Annotated in this window: 19 protein-coding genes; 8 read left to right on the top strand and 11 right to left on the bottom strand. The window is 69.2% G+C overall.

What is annotated here, in order from left to right:
* The first annotated feature begins 477 nt into the window (after positions 1-477).
* The 4 genes from DKM19_RS28385 to DKM19_RS28370 all read left to right on the top strand — a co-directional run bounded on the left by DKM19_RS28385 (position 478) and on the right by DKM19_RS28370 (position 4,329).
* A complete protein-coding gene (locus tag DKM19_RS28385; RefSeq protein ID WP_089208255.1) occupies positions 478-759 on the top strand; it encodes a metal-sensitive transcriptional regulator in 282 nt (93 codons plus the stop codon).
* Between the two features lie 68 nt (positions 760-827).
* The gene (locus DKM19_RS28380) at positions 828-1,040 is read left to right on the top strand and encodes a heavy-metal-associated domain-containing protein (RefSeq protein ID WP_110699724.1); all 213 of its coding nucleotides are present in this window, start codon (positions 828-830) and stop codon (positions 1,038-1,040) included.
* Positions 1,037-2,035, top strand: coding sequence for a hypothetical protein (locus tag DKM19_RS28375; protein ID WP_110699722.1), 999 nt, complete (start codon positions 1,037-1,039; stop codon positions 2,033-2,035). Before DKM19_RS28380 ends, DKM19_RS28375 begins: the two co-directional genes overlap by 4 nt.
* 50 nt (positions 2,036-2,085) lie before the next feature.
* On the top strand, positions 2,086-4,329 hold the full coding sequence (locus tag DKM19_RS28370; RefSeq protein WP_110699720.1) for a cation-translocating P-type ATPase: 2,244 nt from the start codon (positions 2,086-2,088) through the stop codon (positions 4,327-4,329).
* A gap of 60 nt (positions 4,330-4,389) precedes the next feature.
* On the opposite strand, the gene DKM19_RS28365 is transcribed toward DKM19_RS28370, so the two are convergent.
* On the bottom strand, positions 4,390-4,821 hold the full coding sequence (locus DKM19_RS28365) for a MerR family transcriptional regulator (RefSeq protein WP_110699718.1): 432 nt from the start codon (positions 4,819-4,821) through the stop codon (positions 4,390-4,392).
* 28 nt (positions 4,822-4,849) lie between these two features.
* Here DKM19_RS28365 and DKM19_RS28360 point away from each other — a divergent pair, with 28 nt between their 5' ends.
* Complete coding sequence (locus DKM19_RS28360; RefSeq protein ID WP_110699716.1) at positions 4,850-5,635, top strand: methyltransferase domain-containing protein; 786 nt, start codon at positions 4,850-4,852, stop codon at positions 5,633-5,635.
* A gap of 71 nt (positions 5,636-5,706) precedes the next feature.
* Here DKM19_RS28360 and DKM19_RS28355 read toward each other — a convergent pair whose 3' ends face one another.
* From DKM19_RS28355 to DKM19_RS28330, 6 genes are all read right to left on the bottom strand, one after another.
* Positions 5,707-6,534: a helix-turn-helix transcriptional regulator gene (locus DKM19_RS28355; protein WP_110699714.1), complete on the bottom strand. Its 828-nt coding sequence runs from the start codon at positions 6,532-6,534 to the stop codon at positions 5,707-5,709.
* A gap of 114 nt (positions 6,535-6,648) precedes the next feature.
* Complete coding sequence (locus DKM19_RS28350; RefSeq protein ID WP_110699712.1) at positions 6,649-7,482, bottom strand: metal ABC transporter permease; 834 nt, start codon at positions 7,480-7,482, stop codon at positions 6,649-6,651.
* On the bottom strand, positions 7,479-8,387 hold the full coding sequence (locus DKM19_RS28345) for a metal ABC transporter permease (protein WP_110699710.1): 909 nt from the start codon (positions 8,385-8,387) through the stop codon (positions 7,479-7,481). The genes DKM19_RS28350 and DKM19_RS28345 overlap by 4 nt, the downstream gene beginning before the upstream one ends.
* The gene (locus DKM19_RS28340) at positions 8,384-9,289 is read right to left on the bottom strand and encodes a metal ABC transporter ATP-binding protein (protein WP_204358284.1); all 906 of its coding nucleotides are present in this window, start codon (positions 9,287-9,289) and stop codon (positions 8,384-8,386) included. The genes DKM19_RS28345 and DKM19_RS28340 overlap by 4 nt, the downstream gene beginning before the upstream one ends.
* Positions 9,282-10,214 (bottom strand): metal ABC transporter substrate-binding protein, encoded by a 933-nt coding sequence (locus DKM19_RS28335; protein WP_204358283.1) that lies wholly within the window; start codon positions 10,212-10,214, stop codon positions 9,282-9,284. Before DKM19_RS28335 ends, DKM19_RS28340 begins: the two co-directional genes overlap by 8 nt.
* 232 nt (positions 10,215-10,446) lie before the next feature.
* Positions 10,447-11,511 carry a sulfite oxidase gene (locus DKM19_RS28330; protein WP_204358282.1) on the bottom strand — a complete coding sequence of 355 codons (1,065 nt, stop codon included), beginning with the start codon at positions 11,509-11,511 and terminating at the stop codon, positions 10,447-10,449.
* Between the two features lie 203 nt (positions 11,512-11,714).
* Here DKM19_RS28330 and DKM19_RS28325 point away from each other — a divergent pair, with 203 nt between their 5' ends.
* The gene (locus tag DKM19_RS28325; protein ID WP_110699708.1) at positions 11,715-12,368 is read left to right on the top strand and encodes a TetR/AcrR family transcriptional regulator; all 654 of its coding nucleotides are present in this window, start codon (positions 11,715-11,717) and stop codon (positions 12,366-12,368) included.
* A 116-nt stretch (positions 12,369-12,484) separates the two neighbouring features.
* Complete coding sequence (locus tag DKM19_RS28320; protein ID WP_110699706.1) at positions 12,485-13,999, top strand: MFS transporter; 1,515 nt, start codon at positions 12,485-12,487, stop codon at positions 13,997-13,999.
* Between the two features lie 176 nt (positions 14,000-14,175).
* Here DKM19_RS28320 and DKM19_RS28315 read toward each other — a convergent pair whose 3' ends face one another.
* The gene (locus DKM19_RS28315; RefSeq protein ID WP_110699704.1) at positions 14,176-14,853 is read right to left on the bottom strand and encodes an HAD-IA family hydrolase; all 678 of its coding nucleotides are present in this window, start codon (positions 14,851-14,853) and stop codon (positions 14,176-14,178) included.
* A 187-nt stretch (positions 14,854-15,040) separates the two neighbouring features.
* Between DKM19_RS28315 and DKM19_RS28310 the strand changes: the two genes are divergently transcribed.
* On the top strand, positions 15,041-15,373 hold the full coding sequence (locus DKM19_RS28310; protein ID WP_110699702.1) for a YnfA family protein: 333 nt from the start codon (positions 15,041-15,043) through the stop codon (positions 15,371-15,373).
* Positions 15,374-15,580: 207 nt separating this feature from the next.
* Here the strand turns inward: DKM19_RS28310 and DKM19_RS28305 are convergent, their stop codons facing one another.
* The 3 genes from DKM19_RS28305 to tatA form a co-directional block, all read right to left on the bottom strand.
* Positions 15,581-16,747: a glycosyltransferase family 4 protein gene (locus DKM19_RS28305; protein WP_110699700.1), complete on the bottom strand. Its 1,167-nt coding sequence runs from the start codon at positions 16,745-16,747 to the stop codon at positions 15,581-15,583.
* Positions 16,744-17,541 carry a sulfotransferase gene (locus DKM19_RS28300; RefSeq protein ID WP_239513630.1) on the bottom strand — a complete coding sequence of 266 codons (798 nt, stop codon included), beginning with the start codon at positions 17,539-17,541 and terminating at the stop codon, positions 16,744-16,746. The genes DKM19_RS28305 and DKM19_RS28300 overlap by 4 nt, the downstream gene beginning before the upstream one ends.
* A 166-nt stretch (positions 17,542-17,707) precedes the next feature.
* Positions 17,708-17,881, bottom strand: coding sequence for a Sec-independent protein translocase subunit TatA (tatA, locus tag DKM19_RS28295; protein ID WP_110699696.1), 174 nt, complete (start codon positions 17,879-17,881; stop codon positions 17,708-17,710).
* Between the last annotated feature and the right edge of the window lie 1,587 nt (positions 17,882-19,468).

Here is a 19,468-nt window from a genome sequence, read left to right as displayed (position 1 = left end):
GACCGGGCCGGTCGCGACGTCGAGCGGGGAACGAGGGGCAGGCGTCCGCTCGTCCGTTTCCGCGAATAGATCGACATGGGCCCGCGGGCCGTGACCGTACGTGCCGCTTGCCGGTGAAATTGGGACTTCCATCGAAAATAACCCTAGGGGGGTATGTTAAGGTCGTCGTATTGGGATACCCCATCCCGGTACCGGTAAGAGCGAAGTCCCATGAGCTTGGCAGGTGCGTGCGGCGTCACGGCCGACAGCCCCTCGCGGGTTGAGGCCGAGAGCGGGGACGCCTGCGAGCTCGGCGGGATGACCTGCGGACACCGTGTCTCGTTGGTCTCCGCCGGGATTGACGGGGCCGGCGGCGTGACAGATGTGACGGGTGTGACCGGCATTCGGATCGAGTCGGAAGATGATTCGCTTGCCGGGCGCGGAATACCCTAGGGGGGTAAGGTGTTATAGGAGAAGAAGCTGCACACAGGGGGAGAGATGCACGGATACGCCGACAACAAACAGGACCACGTGCGGCGGTTGCGCCGGATCGAAGGTCAGATCCGCGGTCTGCAGCGGATGGTCGAGGAGGACAAATACTGCATCGACATCCTCACCCAGGTGTCGGCGTCCAACCGGGCACTGCAGTCCTTCGCCCTCTCCCTGCTGGAAGAGCACATGGCGCACTGCGTGGCCGAGGCTACCGCCAAGGGCGGCGCGGAGGCCGAGGCCAAGATCAAGGAAGCCTCCGACGCCATCGCCCGCCTCGTCCGCTCCTGACCGTCACATGGATCAACACGCAATCGCACCGACCAACACGTAACCGCCACGCAAGAGGAGCGATCATCATGACCACCACCACCTACACCGTCAAGGGTATGACCTGCGGTCACTGCGTCAGCTCGGTCACCGAGGAGGTCACCGAGATCCCGGGCGTCACGGGCGTCGAGGTCGACCTGGCCACGGGCCTGGTGACGGTCGGAAGCGACGGCCCGATCGACGACGCCGCCGTCACGGCCGCGGTCAAGGAGGCCGGATACGAAGTGGTGACCGTGTCGTGAACACGCCCGCCAAGCTCGGCGCCTACGCCCTGGGTCTCGCTGTGATCTTCGGTGGAGCACTCGGAGCGGGCAGCGCGGTGGGCTCCGCCGGCGTCGTGCCCATCGCGGACGATCACGGCGCCCACCCGGCCCCGTCCCCGGGCCGCGAAACGAACGATCATGGAGCCCACGCGGAAACGGCTCCCAGCCGGGCAGCGGTCTCGGCACCCGCCCCAGGAGGGCTCCAAGTGTCCCAGGACGGTTACACCCTGACCCCCGAGACGACAGAGATCAAGCCGGGCGAGGCCACGGACTTCCGGTTCAGCGTGATCGGACCCGATGGCGGGCCCGTCACTCGCTACCAGACGAAACACGACAAGAAGCTGCACTTCATCGTGGTCTCCCGCGACCTGGGCGGCTTCCAGCACCTGCACCCCGAGCCGGCCGGTGACGGCGTGTGGTCGGTGAGGCTGACCCTGCCCGAAGCGGGTGCCTACCGGGCGTTCGCCGACTTCGCCCCCGAGGGAGGCCCGGACCTGACCCTCGGCGCCGACCTGCGGGCGGGCGGCGCCTACGAACCCGGGCAACCGCCCGCGCCGAGCCGTACGTCCACGGTCGACGGCTACACCGTCACCCTCGACGGCGACCTGGTCCCCGGAAAGTCGAGCAGGATCACCCTCAGGGTCGGCAGGGACGGCCGCCCGGTCACCGACCTGCAGCCCTACCTGGGCGCTTACGGCCACCTGGTCGCGCTGCGCGCGGGAGACCTGGCCTACCTGCACGTGCACCCCGACGGGGAGCCGGGCGACGGCAGGACCCAGCCGGGTCCGGAGATCACCTTCTACGCCGAGGTGCCCAGCCGGGGCGACTACCGGCTGTTCCTGGACTTCCAGCACGGGGGAGTCGTGCGCACTGCGGACTTCACCCTCCACGCCGGTCAGGGCGCGGCACCCACGACGGCATCCACCCCCGGCCCCTCGACCGGTCCGTCCGAGCACGGCGAGCACGACCATTGACGCCCGGTACGACGAGAGGAATCCGGTACGATGAGCGAAAGGAGCAGGTGATGTCCTCCCTCACCGATAACAGGCCAGAGAGCACGGTCGAACTCTCAATTGGCGGCATGACCTGTGCTTCCTGCGCCAACCGGATCGAGCGCAAGCTCAACAAGCTCGACGGCGTGACCGCGACCGTCAACTACGCCACCGAGAAGGCCAAGGTCACCTTCGGCGAGGGCGTCGATCCGCAGGAGCTGATCGCCGAGGTCGAGAAGACCGGCTACACCGCCGCGCTCCCGCCGAAGCCGGAGCAGCGGGGCGACGCGACGGGGGACGAGCCTCAGGACGAGCTCCAGCCGCTGCGACGGCGACTGATCGCCTCCGTGGTGCTCGGGGTGCCGGTGATCGCGATGGCGATGATCCCGGCGCTGCAGTTCACCAACTGGCAGTGGCTGTCGCTCACCCTGGCCGCGCCGGTCGTGGTCTACGCCGGCTGGCCGTTCCACAAGGCCGCCTGGACGAACCTGCGCCACGGCGCCGCGACCATGGACACCCTGGTCTCGCTCGGCACCCTCGCCGCTCTCGGCTGGTCGCTGTGGGCGCTGTTCTTCGGCAGCGCGGGCACCCCGGGCATGATCCATCCGTTCTCGTTCACGATCGAGCGCACCGACGGCTCGGGCAACATCTACTTCGAGGCGGCCGCGGGCGTGACCGCGTTCATCCTGGCCGGCCGCTACTTCGAGGCCCGCGCCAAACGCCGTGCGGGCTCCGCCCTGCGAGCCCTGCTGGAGCTGGGCGCCAAGGACGTCACCGTCATGCGCGGCGGATCCGAGACGCGGATTCCGTCCGACCGGCTGGCCGTCGGAGATCGATTCGTGGTCCGGCCCGGCGAGAAGATCGCCACCGACGGCGTGGTCGAGGAGGGTTCCTCCGCGGTCGACGCCTCCATGCTCACCGGTGAGTCGGTGCCGGTCGAGGTACGGCCCGGCGACACGGTGACCGGCGCGACCGTCAACGCCGGGGGCCGCCTGGTCGTCCGCGCCACCCGCATCGGCTCCGACACCCAGCTCGCCCAGATGGCCAGGCTGGTCGAGGACGCCCAGACCGGCAAGGCCCAGGTCCAGCGGCTGGCCGACCGCATCTCCGGGATCTTCGTCCCGATCGTGATCGCACTGGCCGTCGGCACGCTCGGCTACTGGCTGGGCACCGGTGGCGGCGCCGGGGCGGCCTTCACCGCCGCGGTCGCCGTGCTGATCATCGCCTGCCCGTGCGCCCTGGGCCTGGCCACCCCGACCGCGCTGCTGGTCGGCACCGGCCGCGGAGCCCAGCTCGGCATCCTGATCAAGGGCCCTGAGGCGCTGGAGTCCACCCGCGCCGTCGACACCGTCGTGCTCGACAAGACCGGCACCGTCACCGAGGGGAAGATGACCCTCACCGGCGTCCACCTCGCCGACGGTGAGGACGCCGCCGAGGTGCTGCGCCTGGCGGGCGCCCTGGAGCACGCCTCCGAGCACCCCATCGCCCAGGCCGTCGCCCGGGGCGCCGCCGAGCGCGTGGGTGAGCTGCCCGCCGTCGAGGACTTCGCCGGCATCGAGGGTCTCGGCGTCCAGGGCGTCGTCGACGGGCACGCCGTGCTCGTCGGCCGCCCCGCACTGCTCGCCGAATGGTCACAGCACCTGCCGGCCGAGCTGGAACGGGCGCTCACCGCGGCGCAGGCGGCGGGCCGTACCGCCGTCGCGGTCGGCTGGGACGGCAAGGCCCGCGCGGTCCTGGTGGTGGCCGACACGATCAAACCGACCTCGGCCGAGGCGGTCCGGCGGTTGCGCGCGCTGGGGCTGACCCCGGTGCTGCTCACCGGTGACAACGAGGCCGTGGCCCGGTCGGTGGCCGACGAGGTCGGCATCGACGAGGTGATCGCCGGGGTGCTGCCCGCAGGCAAGGTCGACGTCGTCAAGCGGCTGCAGGCCGAGGGCCGCAGGGTCGCCATGGTCGGTGACGGCGTCAACGACGCCGCGGCGCTGGCTCAGGCCGATCTCGGCCTGGCCATGGGGACCGGCACCGACGCCGCCATCGAGGCCTCCGACCTCACCCTGGTCCGCGGCGACCTGCGGGTGGCCGCCGACGCCATCCGGCTGTCGCGCCGGACGCTGCGCGTCATCAAGGGCAACCTGTTCTGGGCCTTCGCCTACAACGTGGCAGCCCTGCCCCTAGCCGCGCTCGGCCTGCTCAACCCCATGATCGCCGGAGCCGCGATGGCGTTCTCCTCGGTCTTCGTGGTCGGCAACAGCCTGCGCCTGCGCCGCTTCACGTAGGGGAGCGCCAAGCCCGGCCGGAGGCGGTGGGCACCGCCTCCGGCCGGGTTCGGCATTCCGTCACGCCCGGACCCGCAGGGGCGAGCCGACTCCGATCCGCTCGGCCACCATGTCCTGGAAGTGGGTGCAGCCGGTGAAGTCCGCGTGGTCGCAGTCCAGGGCGCATTCGATGAGGTGGAGGGAGGCCTGCGCCTCGGCGATGCGCCGTGTCAGGTCCGCGTGCCGGCGGAGCAGGATGTCGCGCCGCTCGTCCGGATCGCCGGTGGCGATCATCTCCCTGATGTCGTCGAGGCTGAATCCGGCCTCCTTCGCCCGCAGGATCACCGCGACACGGTAAAGGTCATCGCGGCCGTAACGGCGGCGATCGCCTTCCACCCGTGCCGGTGCCAGCAGGCCCATGGATTCCCAGTGCCGCAGCACGTGTGCCGCCAGGCCGAACCGCTCCGCGATCTCCCCGATGGCCATCGACGTGACGTCTCCACTTGACTTCATGTCGACATTAAGTCGCATCCTCGATGACATGTCCAACATCACCGTTACAGGCCACGGCACGGGCCATGAAGATGATCCGGCCAACCGGTTGATCCGGCAGCTCGACATGGTCGACGCCCTTCCGGACTCGGCCGAGTTGCGCGTCCGTTCCTACGAGCTGCTTCACCTGGTGCCCGGTGCGCACGTGATCGACGTCGGCTGCGGCGCCGGATGGGCCGTCGGGGAGATGGCCGAACGCGACGTGAGGGCGATCGGCGTCGACATCAGCGAGCAGATGATCGCCGTCGGCCGGCAGCGCCGGCCCGAGGCCGATCTCCGCGTCGGCGACGCCTACGCGTTGCCGTTCCAGGACGGGGAGGTGGACGGATATCGGGCCGAGAGGGTCTACCACGAGCTCGACGACCCGGCCGAAGCACTCGCCGAGGCGCGGCGGGTGCTCGCCCCGGGAGGGCGCATCGTCCTCATCGGCCAGGACTGGGACACCTTTGTCATCGACTCCGACGACCCGGCCCTGACCCGGACCATCGTGCATTCCCGCGCCGACGGCGTCGCGAGCCCTCGCGCCGCCCGTGGCTACCGCAACCTGCTGCTCGACGCCGGATTCGACGACGTCGAGGTGGAGGTGCGCACCGGCGTGTTCACCGACGGGCTGATGATGCCCATGCTCTCGGGGATCGCCCACGCCGCCTGCTCCGCCGGGGTGATCACCCAGGACCGGGCCGACGCGTGGATCGAGGAGCAGACCGGCCGCGCACGGAGCGGGCGGCTCTTCCTCGCGATTCCGCTGTTCGTCGCGGCGGCACGCCGCCCCTGACGATCAGGTTCGAGCGCGCGAGGATGATCTGTACGGCGAGCCGCCGCCCGGATCGTCCTGGCCGGACGTCGTCACGAGGTCGTGGCCGCGAGATTGCTCAGCAGGGCCAGGGCGTGCTCGGAGGGACTGGCGGGCTCGGCCTGTAGAACGATCAGCTGCTGGCCGGGGGCGCTGTTGATGTCGAACACCTCGCAGGTAAGGGTCAGGTCGCCGACCTCGCGGTGGTGGAGTCGCTTGGTCTCGCGGGTCTTGCCGGATATGTCATGGCGGGCCCAGAGCCGGCAGAACTCCGAGCTTCCGTCGGAGAGCTCACCGATCAGCTCGGTCAGGTACGGGTCGTCGAGGTCGGCTCCGGCGGCGGCGCGCAGGTGGGCGACCTTGCTGTGGGCGACCTGCTCCCAGTCCCGGTAGAACTCGCGCGCGGCGGGTTCCAGGAAGACCAGCTGGAGCAGGTTGTCCGTGTATTCGTGGCCGTTGTGGAGGGCGTCGGCCAGCGAGTTGGTGGCCAGCACGTCCATCCAGCGGCCGCACACGAGAGCCGGGGTGTCCGGCCAGCTGCGCATCAGCCGCAGCAGGTCCGGGCTGACCTGCCGGGCCTTGTCGGCGGCCCTGGGCTGCCGTGGCCTCGGGTGGGCGAGTTCGTACAGATGCGCCGCGGCGTCGGGCCCGAGGCCCAGCGCCTCCACCAGCGAGGCGAGCACCCGCTCGGAGGGGTGGCGTTCGCGTCCCTGCTCCAGGCGGACGTAGTAGTCGGTGCTGACACAGGCCAGCATCGCCAGCTCTTCCCGGCGCAGCCCCGGCGTCCGGCGAGGACCGGAGTGCAGCAACCCCACCTGCTGGGGAGTGGTGAGTTCGCGCCGCGCACGCAGAAACTCACCGAGGAGATTGTCACTGTCCATTTCGGCACGTTACGTCAGAAATCGGCGGACAGGGTGGCCGTATTACTCCCAGGTGGGAACGCTCCCGCGGGAGAAGTGCCCAGGTCGGCGCGGCATGGGGGCCGGATGAAACGATCAGTCGGCTCCGCTGAGAGCCGTGGATCGTCGCGGTCTTCTCACGCCGCGGCGGAGGAGCAGGGCGACGGCGAAAACGGCGCCGACGAGCAGCGCGATGGACGCCCCCGCGGCGACGTCGGCGACCATGGAGATCCAGATCCCGGCAAGCCCGCAGGCGACGCCGATCGCGGCCGCCAGCGGGAACAGAAGGGCGAGGCGGTCGCTGAGCAGCCGGGCGGTGGCCGCGGGTCCGACGAGCAGGGCGAGGGTCAGGATGGCGCCGAGCGCGGGGACGGTCGCCACCACGGCCATCTCGACGAGCGCGAGCAACGCGAGGTCCAGCAGCGCCACGGGCAGCCCCGCCGCCGCGGCGCCGTCGGGGTCGAAGGCCCGCAGCAGCAGCTCCTTGCCCAGCATCGCGAGAGTGAGCAGGACCACACAGGTGACGGCGGCGGTCGTGGCCAGGTCGAAGGTGTCGACGGTCAGGATGTCGCCCACGGTGTAGGCGGTCAGATCTTTGGTGAAGCCGGCCTGCGCGGAGATCAGGACGACTCCGAGCGCGAAACCGCCGGCCAGGGCGACCCCGGTGGCCGCGGTGAAGTCCTGCCCCCTGCCCCGGCCCAGCACCACGACGCCCGCCACGATGATCAGGCCGAAGACGCCGCCGCCGAGGAACAGGTTGATACCGAGCAGAGCCGCGATGACGATGCCGGGGAAGGTGGCATGGGTGAGTGCCATGGTGAAGAACGACAGCCTGCGAACGACCACGAAGACACCGACGACCCCGCCCATGGCTCCGACGAGGGCGGCCTCCAGCAGGGCTCGGTGCATGGCGGAGTCGAACCAGCTCATCCGGTCACCCCCGTCGAGATCCCGGCGGTGGCCTGGTCGAGGGGCCCGGCCGCCGCGCGTCTCCGGACGATCCGGCGGCGGGCCACGCCGCCGAGCCCGGCCAGCAGGTAGAGGCCGGTCAGGACGAGCACGACGGTGCCGCCCGCGGCCAGCCGTACCCCGTGGTGGATGGAGGCCTCGTAGCTGGCCGCGAGGCCGATCCAGCCCCCCAGGACGCCGATCACGACGGCCAGCGGCACGATGAGCGCGAGCCGGTCGGACAGCGCGCGGGCGGCCGCGGCGGGCACGATCAGCAGCGCGATGACCAGGATGGTGCCCACGGCGCGCACGGCGGCCACGATGACCACCGCGACGAGCAGATTGGTCGCCAGATCGAGCAGCCCCGTACGGTAGCCGGCCGCCTCGGCCGTTTCGGGGTCGAAGGCGCGCAGCAGGAGCGGGCGCCGCAGCAGGGCCAGCACGACGATGACGACGACGGAGACCAGCGCGGTCTGCGCCAGCTGCTCCCCGGTGACGGTCAGGACGCGGCCGAACAGGAAGGCCGTCAGGTCGGTGGTGTAGCCGCTCTGCCGGGAGACCAGTACCACGCCGAGCGCGAACAGCGAGGTGAGCAGCATGGCCAGGGCGGCGTCCTCGCTCACCTTGCGCCTGCGGGTGAGGAGGGTGAGCAGCGCCGCGGTCACCATGCCCGCGGCGAGCGCGCCCCAGAAGATGCCGCCCTCGCCCGCCGCCAGATAGCCGATGACCACGCCGGGGAAGACGGTGTGGGTCATGGTGTCGGTGACGAAGGCGAGCTTGCGGAGCAGGACCAGCACGCCGACGGTGCCCGCCAGCGCGCCGAGGATGATCAGCTCGATCAGCGCGCGGGCCATGAACGGGGTGGCGAAGGGCTCGAAGAGGTTCATGACTGGGCCACGATGACCCGGTCCCCGCGCAGCTCCAGCGCGTGCCCCCCGTAGGTCGCCCGCAGGCACTCGGGAGTCAGGACCTCCTCGGCCGGGCCGAAGCCGAACTGGTAGCGGTTGAGCAGGCACACCTCCTCGCACGCCAGGTGGGCGATGGCCAGGTCATGGGTGCTGATCACCACGCTCGCGCCCCGGCCCTTGAGGACGGAGATCGCCTCCAGCAGAGCGTGCTGGCTGACGGCGTCGACGCCGTTGAACGGCTCGTCCAGCAGCAGCAGCCGCGGCTGGGCGGCGATCGCCCGCGCCAGCAGCACTCGCTGGCGCTGCCCGCCCGACAGCGTGCCGAACCGGTGGCGCGCCCGCTGGGTGAGGCCCACCTGTTCCAGTGCCTCCGCCGCCGCCGTGCGATCGGCCCTGCCGGGGCGCCTGAGCCAGCCGATCTTCCGGTAACGGCCCATCATCACGACCTGCTCGACCGAGACGGGGAAGTCGGGGTCGAGCGTGTCGGCCTGGGGCACGTAGGCGACGTCGCGGCGTGCCAGGGCGGGAGTGCGGCCCAGCACCTCGATCCTGCCTCGGACGACCGGGACCAGCCCGAGGATCGCCTTGATGAGGGTCGACTTGCCCGCCCCGTTGGGGCCGATCAGCGCGACGGCCTCGCCCGGGTGGACGATGCCGTGGATCTTCTCCAGCACCGGCACGTCGCCGTACGCGATGCTGGCGTGCTCCATCCGCAGCGTGACGTCCCGCTCCCGGGGCGCGCCGTCCTCGGGTCCGGCGGTTTCGGACGCGGCGGCCTGTGGTCCGGCGGCTTCGGGCAGGACGGCTTCGGGCGAGGCGTCCGGGGGAACGCCGTCCGGGGGAGAGGCCGGGGGAGAGGCCGGGGGAGCGGTGTCAGCCATTGAGCGTGCCGACGATGACATCGGTGTTGTGCTTCTCCATGTCCAGGTAGGTCGCGCCCGCCGAACCCTCGGGGCCGAGCGTGTCCCCGTACAGGGAGTCCTCGCCGGCCTCGACCTTCACACCCGCCTCCGTTCCGATGGCCTGGGCGGTCTTGGGGGGCAGGGAGGACTCGGAGAAGACGGCGGTCACGCCGGTTGCCTTGATCTTGGCGACGAGATCGGAGATCTGCTTAGCCGACAGCTCGGCGGAGGTGTCGAAGCTGGGGATGATCGAACCGATGAACGTCAGGTGGTAGCGGTCGATGTAGTAGCCGAACGCGTCGTGGTTGGTCACCAGCTTGCGCTGGGCGGCGGGGATCGTGTTGATGCGCTGGGCGATGTCGGTGTCCAGGGCGTCCAGCTTGGCGCCGTAGGTGTCCAGATTGGCCTGGTACGCGGCGGCGTCCGGGGCGTCCTTGGCGGCGAAGGCCTTCTCGATGTTCGTCGACATGATCTTGGCGTTCTGCGGGTTGTGCCAGATGTGCGGGTCGCCCGCGCTCTCCTCCTCCGAGCCGTCGCCCTTGCGGATGGTCACGCCCTGGCTGGCGTCCACGACCTGACCCTCGAACCCGGCCGAGGAGATCACCTGGTCCAGCCATTTCTCCAGGCCCACGCCGTTCTTCACCACGACGTCGGCATCCGCGATGGCCTGGATGTCGGCGGGCGAGGGCTCGTAGTCGTGCGGGTCGACGTTCGGCCTGAGGATCTGGGTGACGGTGACCTTGTCACCACCGATGTTGCGGGCGAAGTCGGCGACCTGCGTGGTGGTGGCGACCACCTTGAGCGGGCCGTCGGCCGTCGTCGAGGTCGCGACCTGGTCGGATGCGGCCGAGGCCGTCTGAGCGGTGTCGGCCTGCCCGCAGGCCGTGGCCAGCAACGCGATCAATCCGGCGCTCGCTACAAGACCGCTTCGAGATGAGAACACGGAAGATTGTCCCTTTTAGGCATGGATGTAAGGATTTGGTCAGATTCTTCATCGAGTGAAAATGATTGTCAAATCAGTTATCATTCTTGTGTGACGCGTCGGCGGCCGGGGACCGCCGCGCCCCGGCGGGATGCCGAACTCGCGCACGCCTACGGCCCCGGCCTCGGCGCCGGGTGGCCGATGACCTTCTTCCTCAGGAGTGGCAGGTGACGCGGATGCGAGCCCACGAGGTGTTGGCGTAACCCTTGGGATTCCACAGGTGCCGGGCCGATTCGGGCTGGGTGGCCCCGGCGGTGTCCCAGGCGCGGGCGGTGATCACGGTTTTGCCTTCGCCCAGGTCGGCGGTGGTGCGCCAGTGCTGCCAGGCCCAGGGGCTGACCTGCTCGTCGAGATCCGCCTGGATCCAGGTGCCGCCCTCGTCGAGGGAGACGTCGACGCGGGCGACGGCGCGGTTCTCGCCGGCGTAGGCGTAGCCGGCGATCAGGGTGAGGCCGGGTCGCAGGCGGGCGCCGTCGTCGGGGCGCAGAATGGCGGTGTTGAGGGTGACGGGTCCCAGGGAGATGCCGTCGCCGGGGCCGGTCTGGGCGGGGTCGGTCTCGGAGGGCAGGATGCGGTAGGCGGTGGCCTGGAAGTAGTTGTCGGAGGGTTCCGCCTGGGCGGTGACGCGCTGGAGCCATTTGACGCTGCGGGCGCCGATCCAGCCCGGGACGATGGCGCGGACGGGGGCGCCGTGGGCCCGGGGCAGCGGCCGGCCGTTCATGGCCCAGGCCAGCAGGACCTGCCCGGTGACGGCCTTGGCCACGGGAATCGAGCCGCCGTAGGGTTGGGGCGGATCGGCGAGGTCGGAGACGTCGGGGGCGGCGAAGGCGATGTGCGCGGCCTCGGGGCGCAACTCGGCGCGGGCGAGGACGTCGGCCAGTTTGACGCCGTTCCAGCGGGCGGTGGAGATGGCGCCGGGCCCCCAGGGGTCCTCGCCGGGAATGTCGCGGACCCTGATCAGGTCGGCGCGGCGATTGCCCGCGCACTGCAGGGTCGCCACCAGGACGTGCTCGGAGAAATCGGAACGCAGATCTTCCAGGGACAGCGTCAGCGGGCGTCCGACCAGGCCGTCCACCGTCAGACGCCAGGAGGCCGGATCCAGATCGGGGATGGGGCCGTGGTTGCGGCTGTAGAAGGCGTCGAGCGGGGTGAGGGTCCGATCGGCCAGGGTGCACGGCGAGGGCTCAGCGTTATATGGATCGGTCCCGTGCACCACCATGTCATCCCTCTTATCCCATATGTCCATGTAGTTCCGGATACCCTGGGCCGGTGACATGACACCGGCCTAGCCATGTGGCCTGTGATGCAGCTCATAGGGCCTTGCGAAATATCCGGGGATGAGTTCCCCGTTTACACGTACGCCTTGGAAAACGGGGAGTCATTCCCCGATTCGTATGACGGGCGACAGAGGGGAGCGCCGCCGTGAGCATCACGAACACAACCGTCGAGCCGAGCCACGTTCCCCGGCTGCGGGCGGATGCGTCACGCAATCGGGAGCGGATCGTGGCCGCCGCGCGTGAGGAGTTCGTGAAGTACGGCGCCGAGGTCGCCTTCGACCAGGTCGCACGGCGGGCCGGGGTGAGCAACGCCACCATCTACCGGCACTTCGTCGACCGCTCGGATCTGATCCGGCAGGTGACGCTGGAGGTCATGAACAGGATCGTCGCGCTGACCGAATCGGCGCTCGCCGAGGCACCGGACGCGTTCGAGGCGCTGCAGCGTTTCGTGCACGGCGCGGCCGAAGAACGGATCGGGGCTCTCTGCCCGATTCTGTCCGACGGTTGTGAGCTGATCGCCGCCGAACTCGCCGAAAAACGCATCCGCCTTGAACACGCCCTGGAGGACATCGTGGACCGGGCCCACAGTTCGGGGCTGCTCCGCCCCGACGTGGCCGCCGCTGACATCGTGATCGCAGTGCACCAGCTCACCCGGCCCCTGCCGGGTACCACGGACCTGCACCTCGACCGGTTCGTGGATCGTCATCTGCAGCTTTTCCTCGACGGCCTGCGTGCTCCAGGATGCTCTCCCCTGCCGGGAACCGCCGCGACATTCGAGGACTTCCAACGGCGTCGCTAATGACGATCACGGCGACCGGCTGAGTCCCCGTACTTCCAGGTACCGCATCACCCCTTACTTTTTCGCGCCGATTTCGCGCTGAATTCGTTTCCTCCATACCGTTAGTGAGTTCACCCATGTCTGAAACAGCCCAGGTCCGACCGGACCCCCAGCGCTGGAAAGCGCTGGCGTTCATTGCCATAGCCCAGTTGATGGTCGTGCTCGACTCGACGATCGTGAACATCGCGCTGCCCTCCGCCCAGACGGACCTCGGCATCTCTGACACCAACCGCCAGTGGGTGATCACCGCCTACGCCCTGGCGTTCGGCGGACTGCTGCTCTTCGGCGGCCGTATCGCGGACCTGTGGGGCCGCAAACGTGCCTTCACCGTCGGCCTGATCGGCTTCGCCGGGGCCTCCGCGCTCGGCGGCGTCGCGGTCAACGAGGCGATGCTGCTCGGCTCCCGCGCGCTACAGGGCGCGTTCGGCGCGCTGCTGGCGCCCGCCGCGCTGTCGCTGCTCGCCGTGATGTTCACCGAGTCCCGGGAACGTGCCAAAGCCTTCGGTATCTACGGCGCCATCGCCGGCGGCGGTAGCGCCGTCGGTCTGATTCTCGGCGGTTTTCTGACCGAGTACCTTGACTGGCGCTGGACGTTCTTTGTCAACATTCCCTTCGCCGTCGTCGCCGCCGTCGGTGGCTTCCTCGTCATCCGCGAGCCCGCCGGCAGCCGCAACGGCAGCGGCCTCGACATCCCCGGCGTCGTCCTGGTCACCCTCGGCCTGGTCTCCCTGGTCTACGGCTTCACCCGCGCCGAGTCCGACGGCTGGACCTCGGGCGTGACCATCGGCCTGTTCGTCGCGGCCGTCGTGCTGCTCGCCACGTTCGCACTGGTCGAGAGCAAGGTACGGTCCCCGCTTCTGCCGCTGCGCGTGGTGACCAACCGCAACCGCGGGGGCGTGTACATGTCACTGGGCCTGGCCATCATCGCGATGTTCGGTCTGTTCCTCTTCCTGACCTACTACCTGCAGGTCGTCAAGGGCTACTCGCCGGTGCAGACGGGCTTCGCCTTCATGCCGATGGTCGCGGGCATGATCATTGGCTCGACACAGATCGGTGCCCGCCTGATGACCCGCGTCTCACCGCGGCTGCTGATGGCACCCGGCTTCCTGCTCGCCGCGGTCGGCATGCTGATCCTGACCCAGATGGAGATCGACAGCTCGTACGTGGGCCTGGTGCTGCCCGCGCAGATCCTGCTGGGCCTCGGCATGGGCACGGCCTTCATGCCGGCGATGAGCCTGGCCACGTACGGCGTCCAGCCGCGTGACGCGGGGGTCGCCTCCGCGATGGTCAACACCTCGCAGCAGGTCGGTGGCGCCATCGGCATCGCCCTGCTCAACACCATCGCCGCCAGCGCCGCCACCGCCTGGGCCACCTCGCACGCCGCCGAGGCGGGCACCCTCGGCAAGGTCGCCTTCGCCAACCAGACGGCGGTGCACGGCTACGCCACCGCGATCTGGTGGGCGGTCGGCATCCTGGTCCTGGCCGCCGTCATCGTGATCACCCTCGTCAACACCGGCCACCAGGGCGGCTCGGTCGCCTCGTCCGACGAGGAAGGGCAGGAGGACGTGCCGATCCCGGTGTTCGCGCACTGATCGCTCCGTGAACACGCATGAGGGGTCCGGCTCAAGCCGGACCCCTCATGCGTGTTCTCCCGTCTACCGCTCAATGACCCGGACCGGCCAGGTGACACGCGGCGAGGAGATCCGCCGGACACGGCCCTCGCATGATCTGGGCCAGCGCGATCGTCTCGCCGCCGGACGACTGCGGATCAGCCGCCGGCCGATCGGTGGACCTGGGCCACGGTGGCGGCCAGATCGCTCAGATCCGGGCGGACCGCGTGTGCCAGGGACGGGTCGTTCGGCTCCTGGATCCGGTTGATCCACACCCGGGTCACCCCGAGCTCGCTCGCGGGCAGGATGTCGTGGAAGTAGCCCTGAGCCACGTGCACCCACCGGTCGCGACTCACTCCCAGAGAGTCCATGAAGCGGTGGAAATGGTGGTGCGCGGGCTTGTAGGCACCGACGTCCTCGGAGGTGATGATCGCGTCGAAGGGGACCCGGAGGCGTCGCTGCGTCTTGCCGATGAGGTCGCGGTCGCAGTTGGTCAGCAGCGCCAGGTTCCACCCGCGTTCGCGGAGTGCCCGCAGCGCGGGCCGTACCTCGGGGAAGACCGGCCAGAAGGGGATCACGGCCGCCAGGACCCCGGCGTCGTCGTCGAGCAGTTCGACCTTCTCGTCCGCCGCCGCTCGCCGCAGGGTCTCCGCCATCACGTCGCGGTATCGCATCGTGGGAGTCTCCCGCTCCACCTGGGGCTCATGGCGGTTGTAGGCCTCCAGCAGCCGGGCCCCCCTGCCCGGCGCCACCAGCTCGGCGCCTGTGACGATGCCGTGACGCCAGTCGACGAGGGTGCCGAAACAGTCGAAGGTCGCCCATAACCTGTCGCTCATCGTTCGCCTCCAGCCGTGAGGGGCCTGCCGCTGCCGTGGGCTGCCCGGTGCCATGGGCCGCCCGGCGAAAGCACCGCCCACCCGGCCGACCGGGCCCGTTGGGCCACGTCGTCGCAGCGGCACGTCACCTCACCAGCGTACGAGGTGATCGGCGGAAGGGCGGAGAACGCCCGGTAGCTTCGTGCTCATGACGATCGCCAAATCCCTGCTGCTGTTCGCCCTCGCCGCCGTCGCGGAGATCGGCGGCGCGTGGCTGGTCTGGCAGGGGGTGCGCGAGCACCGCGGGCTGCTGTGGATCGCCGCCGGCGTCATCGCGCTGGGTGCCTACGGATTTGTCGCCGCCTTCCAGCCCGACCCCAACTTCGGCCGGATCCTGGCCGCCTACGGGGGAGTGTTCGTCGCCGGATCCCTGCTGTGGGGCGTCCTGGTCGACGGCTTCCGCCCGGACCGCTGGGACCTGATCGGGGCGGGGATCTGTCTGGTCGGTGTGGTCGTCATCATGTACGGCCCGCGCGGCTGACCGGCGTTTTTTCCTCCGGCACGTCATGTACGGCCCGCTCGGGTGACCGGCATCCGTCTTCCGATACGTCATGTACGGCCCGCGCGGGTGATCGGTGTTCGTCCTCCGATCCGTCCTGTACGGCTTGCGCGGCTGACCGGCATCCGCCGTACGGATACCTCGCCCCCCTCGCTGTCCAGGCGAGGGGGCGAGACGGGGGATACGAGGTCAGGGCTCCGAGACGGGGGGATCGGCCCGCAGGAGTTCCGCGAACAGCTTCTCCCACATGGGGGTGACGGTGTCGGGGGCATAGTCCCGCGCCGTCCGTACGGCCGCCTGGCCCATCCGCTGCCGTAGCTCCCGGTCGGCGATGAGACGGCTGACGGCCGAGGCCAGTGCGTCGACGTCCTGGGGCGGCACGAGCAGCCCGTCGATCTCACTGGTGATGACGTCACGTGGGCCGGTCGGACAGTCGAAGGCGACGACGGGCAGGGCGTGGGACATGGCCTCGATCATCACCATCGGCAGTCCCTCGAACCGGGAGCTGAGCACGTACAGCGAGGATCGGGCCAGTTCCTCGTCGAGCCGGTTGCTCCGTCCCATCAGGGTGACGTTGTCATCGAGCCGGTGTTCCTTGATGAGCGCGCGCAGGGCGGTTTTTCTGGGACCGGTGCCGTAGATGCGCAGCCGCCAGTCCGGATGGTGCTGCACGACCTGCGCGAACGCCGGGATGAGCATGTCGAACCCCTTCTGCGGGACGAGGCGGCCGGCGGCGATCACGGTCCGGCTGTCCTGCGTGGAGGCCTTCTGGTCGAGGGTGTGGATCGCGTTGGGGATCCGTACGACCGGGGTCCCGGGCAGCAGCGCCTGGTAGTCCTTGCGGTCGGTCGCGGTGAGCACCGCGACCGCGTCCAACCGGCCGTAGTGACGGGCGATCTCCCGCCGGACACTCTCGGGGTGGGTGGCGAGGTTCATGTGTTCCTGGGCGATGCGCACGACGCTTCTCGGGGTACGGCGGGCGGAGATGAGGTTCAGCGCGGGGCGGGTGGTCACCAGGATGCCGTCCTGCAGCCCGGAGACGTAGTCGATGACGGCCCTCTCCACCCGCTCGGTGAAATAGGCCGCCGCGAACTCGCCGTACGGCACGATCTTCCCGCGGACCCGCCGCCAGACCTTGCGGGCCGGTGAGTCGGGCAGCACGCCGTCGCGCTGGTCGGTCAGAGCGGTGATCTCGACCCGCGGGTCGATGGGGAACTGGGGTTTGTCGCGGCGGCGTACCGCGCTGACGATCTCGACGTCGTGCCCGGCGGCGACCATCGCGTTGGCCTGGTTGATCACGGTGCGGATCGTGCCGCCCATGCCGTAGGCGTGCAGGAGTATGTAACGGATCTTCATGTGGCCGCCAGGTATCCCCAGGTGATGGAGATCGGCCGCAGGACGTCGGGTATCTGGTCGGGCCTCGGAAGATCGCGTCCTCGCTGAACGGCCCCTGTCTGGATCTTGTCCTTCCAGTCGCCGAGACCTTTCTGGATCACGGTCTGCTCGCCGTAGGAGAGCATCTGGGGCTCCCATGGGACGCCGAGGAAGTCGCAGATGCGCCGGATCTGGGTCTCCGGGTCCTCGGTCAGGTCCTCGTAGCGCACCGTCAGGCCGGTGAGCGCGCGACGGGCCCGCTGCACGGCCTTCATGTAGCGCAGGGCGTCGAGCGCGGCCTCCTCCGGCGTGCGGCGGTCCGGGCTGGCCTCGTGCCAGGACTTCGCGATGGAGGCGGGATGGCGCAGCAGGAAGACGAAACGGGCATCGGGCCAGCAGGTGGCGATGCGTTCGAAGGCGAAGGCGTTGGCCGGGGTCTTGTCCGCGATGAAGGTCTTGCCGCTGCGGACGAGCTCCCGGTGGAGCACCCGGTCCCACAGCAGATGTTCCAGGTCGGCCTGGTTGTGGCCGAGCGCGTCCATCGCCTTGCGCGACAGCGGGGTGCCGAAGCCCACGGTCAGCCGGCGCACGTGCAGCTCGTGCGGGGCGTGCACCATCGAGTGGGCGTTGAGCACCGAGCGCAGGAGCGTGGAGCCCGATCTGACCGGCGAGAGGATGAAGATCGGTGCGGTCAGCAGCCGATCCGTCCCCGGGTCGGCCGGTGGCCTGACCAGCTCCTTCGCGGCCGGCTCCCTCGCCGGGCCGGCGGGGGTCACGGTGGGCGAAAATCCTTCTTTCCCTACTCGGTTAAACTGGAATCCAGTGAACCTCACAAGGGCGTTGTTGACCGTACGCTGCCAGCTCATGGCAGAGCAGAGTACTTACCTTTCCTGGCATTTTACTGTGTGCCCGAACCGGGCGCCCGCATCGGAGTGAGCTTGTTCAGGGCTGTATGGGCGGTGTGCCTTCGTCGTCCTGCGGGCGATTGATCTCGCTTTTGAAGACGCGCAGGGAGCGGCCCATCGAACGGGCGACGTCCGGCAGCCTTTTCGCGCCGAAGAGCAGTATGAGCACCGCCAGAATGATGAGCACCTCAGGGAGTCCGAGGTCGGCCATAGATGATCTCCTGTCTTGAATCCCGCGTGTGTGCAGGTGCCCAAGTGGCTCCGCGGGCACGGGGTGACAGAGGGTTCTCGCGACAGGAGAGCCCACTCGGCAGGCAGAGCCAGGCCTTTGGGAGGAAGTGTATTCATCGTTGGTATGGAGAACGTAAGAGGCCGGCAAAGCGCGGCACTGCGACGGCCTCGACCCGGGACCCCGCGCTGCCATGAACGGCCATCTCGCCGGACCGGCATGTGCCGATCGGCCGGCGGATCCCGCACCTGTCGTTCCGCGTGATCCGGTCGGCGGCCGGGCGGGACGGTGTGATGACGATCCCGCCGGATGCCGGGAAGAGCGCCTCGGGTGACGCGCTCGGCAGGCCGTCACCTGCGACGACCTCGTCTCCATGATCGATGGTCTGGGGTGGGGCTCGCCCTTTGTGAGCCGTGTGGCAGGAGTGTCACCGTGGTCGACGACCTTGCGCCTGCCCGGTGCGCCGCCCGTGGAGGCGGTGCGGTCCCGCCGGGATCGCGACCTCGGATCCCTGCCCGAGTCCGCCTGTGGACCGAGCGTCGGGAAGCCCCTCGATCAAAAATCACCGCGTAGAAGAATGCCGACAAACCTAGACGTCTACCTATAAAAATGGATTTTTCAGGATCCTGTCGGCGAGTTTGCCGCAAATGCTTATTTGGGCGCCATGAAAAGCTCAATGGGTAAGTGGATTTTCGCAACTCTTCGATAATGCTTCGTTGTTGTCGGGCTGCGCTGTTTGCGGAAAGTTACATCGAGGGTAGATGGAGTAAGGCGAGCGTCTGCTGAATCTCTGCGGCCGGCGGGAAGTCGCCCGGTAAGTATGGAAGCGGATACAAAAATCGATCACGCTTCATGAGTATTGATCCTTTTTGATTTCCGAATCAATCGCCGGGCTTTGTCCCGCCCCCGCCAGGATTTTTGTCCTGGAGCCAGAATGATGCCATCACCTGAAGAGTCTCCGTCTTTCCGGATCACCAGGGCCCTTTCGAACCGCAGGCGCGGAGCGCTGCGTCGTGCGGTGGGAGCGGCGCTGGCGAGCGTGATGTTCGTGGCGCTGCCGGCCACGGGGAGCACGCGTTCCGAGGCTGAGGCCGAATCCGCCGTCCGTGCGGACGTCCTTGCCTCCGGAGTGCTCCGGGAGGCGCTTCCTCGTTCGGAGGCTCCGTCCTCGGCGTCCTCGGCGTCCTCGGCGTCCCGGACCGGTGTCAACGGTTCGGATACGGCGCCACGGGCCGGTGCGGAAGAGACGAAGACGCAGAACGAACCGGTCAAGGCACTGGACGCCGCGCCGGAGGGCGGCGCGTCGGGGGCGACTCCCGCCCGCTGCGAGATCACGAGCGCTCGGCTCGATCCTGAGGACCCGTTCCGCCGGCTCGGTGTCGGCGGTGCGATGCGCGGAACGGCCCTGGCGGCCGGTCCGCACTTCGTCACGGTTCTCAACGACGAACTGTGCGCGTTCGAAGACGGCCTTTCAGATGAGATAGACGACCTTTCGGATGTCGGAACGAACAGGTTCCATCGCCCTGCACCGAGCGTGGCCGTCGTGGTTCGTCGAACCAGGTCCTCCGG

Origin of the sequence: Streptosporangium sp. 'caverna' (genome assembly GCF_003203775.1) — a bacterium.
GTDB lineage: Bacteria > Actinomycetota > Actinomycetes > Streptosporangiales > Streptosporangiaceae > Streptosporangium > Streptosporangium subroseum.
This window is presented reverse-complemented; position numbering and strand designations above follow the sequence as displayed.

What these genes read in the sequence shown, in the direction of transcription:
- DKM19_RS28315 (WP_110699704.1), bottom strand. Translation starts at nt 14,853, where the DNA reads ATGAGCGACAGGTTATGGGCGACCTTCGACTGTTTCGGCACCCTCGTC.
- DKM19_RS28345 (WP_110699710.1), bottom strand. Translation starts at nt 8,387, where the DNA reads ATGAACCTCTTCGAGCCCTTCGCCACCCCGTTCATGGCCCGCGCGCTG.
- DKM19_RS28350 (WP_110699712.1), bottom strand. Translation starts at nt 7,482, where the DNA reads ATGAGCTGGTTCGACTCCGCCATGCACCGAGCCCTGCTGGAGGCCGCC.
- DKM19_RS28360 (WP_110699716.1), top strand. Translation starts at nt 4,850, where the DNA reads ATGTCCAACATCACCGTTACAGGCCACGGCACGGGCCATGAAGATGAT.
- DKM19_RS28380 (WP_110699724.1), top strand. Translation starts at nt 828, where the DNA reads ATGACCACCACCACCTACACCGTCAAGGGTATGACCTGCGGTCACTGC.
- DKM19_RS28365 (WP_110699718.1), bottom strand. Translation starts at nt 4,821, where the DNA reads ATGAAGTCAAGTGGAGACGTCACGTCGATGGCCATCGGGGAGATCGCG.
- DKM19_RS28385 (WP_089208255.1), top strand. Translation starts at nt 478, where the DNA reads ATGCACGGATACGCCGACAACAAACAGGACCACGTGCGGCGGTTGCGC.
- DKM19_RS28310 (WP_110699702.1), top strand. Translation starts at nt 15,041, where the DNA reads ATGACGATCGCCAAATCCCTGCTGCTGTTCGCCCTCGCCGCCGTCGCG.
- DKM19_RS28340 (WP_204358284.1), bottom strand. Translation starts at nt 9,289, where the DNA reads ATGGCTGACACCGCTCCCCCGGCCTCTCCCCCGGCCTCTCCCCCGGAC.
- DKM19_RS28320 (WP_110699706.1), top strand. Translation starts at nt 12,485, where the DNA reads ATGTCTGAAACAGCCCAGGTCCGACCGGACCCCCAGCGCTGGAAAGCG.
- DKM19_RS28330 (WP_204358282.1), bottom strand. Translation starts at nt 11,511, where the DNA reads ATGGTGGTGCACGGGACCGATCCATATAACGCTGAGCCCTCGCCGTGC.
- DKM19_RS28355 (WP_110699714.1), bottom strand. Translation starts at nt 6,534, where the DNA reads ATGGACAGTGACAATCTCCTCGGTGAGTTTCTGCGTGCGCGGCGCGAA.
- DKM19_RS28305 (WP_110699700.1), bottom strand. Translation starts at nt 16,747, where the DNA reads ATGAAGATCCGTTACATACTCCTGCACGCCTACGGCATGGGCGGCACG.
- DKM19_RS28370 (WP_110699720.1), top strand. Translation starts at nt 2,086, where the DNA reads ATGTCCTCCCTCACCGATAACAGGCCAGAGAGCACGGTCGAACTCTCA.
- tatA (WP_110699696.1), bottom strand. Translation starts at nt 17,881, where the DNA reads ATGGCCGACCTCGGACTCCCTGAGGTGCTCATCATTCTGGCGGTGCTC.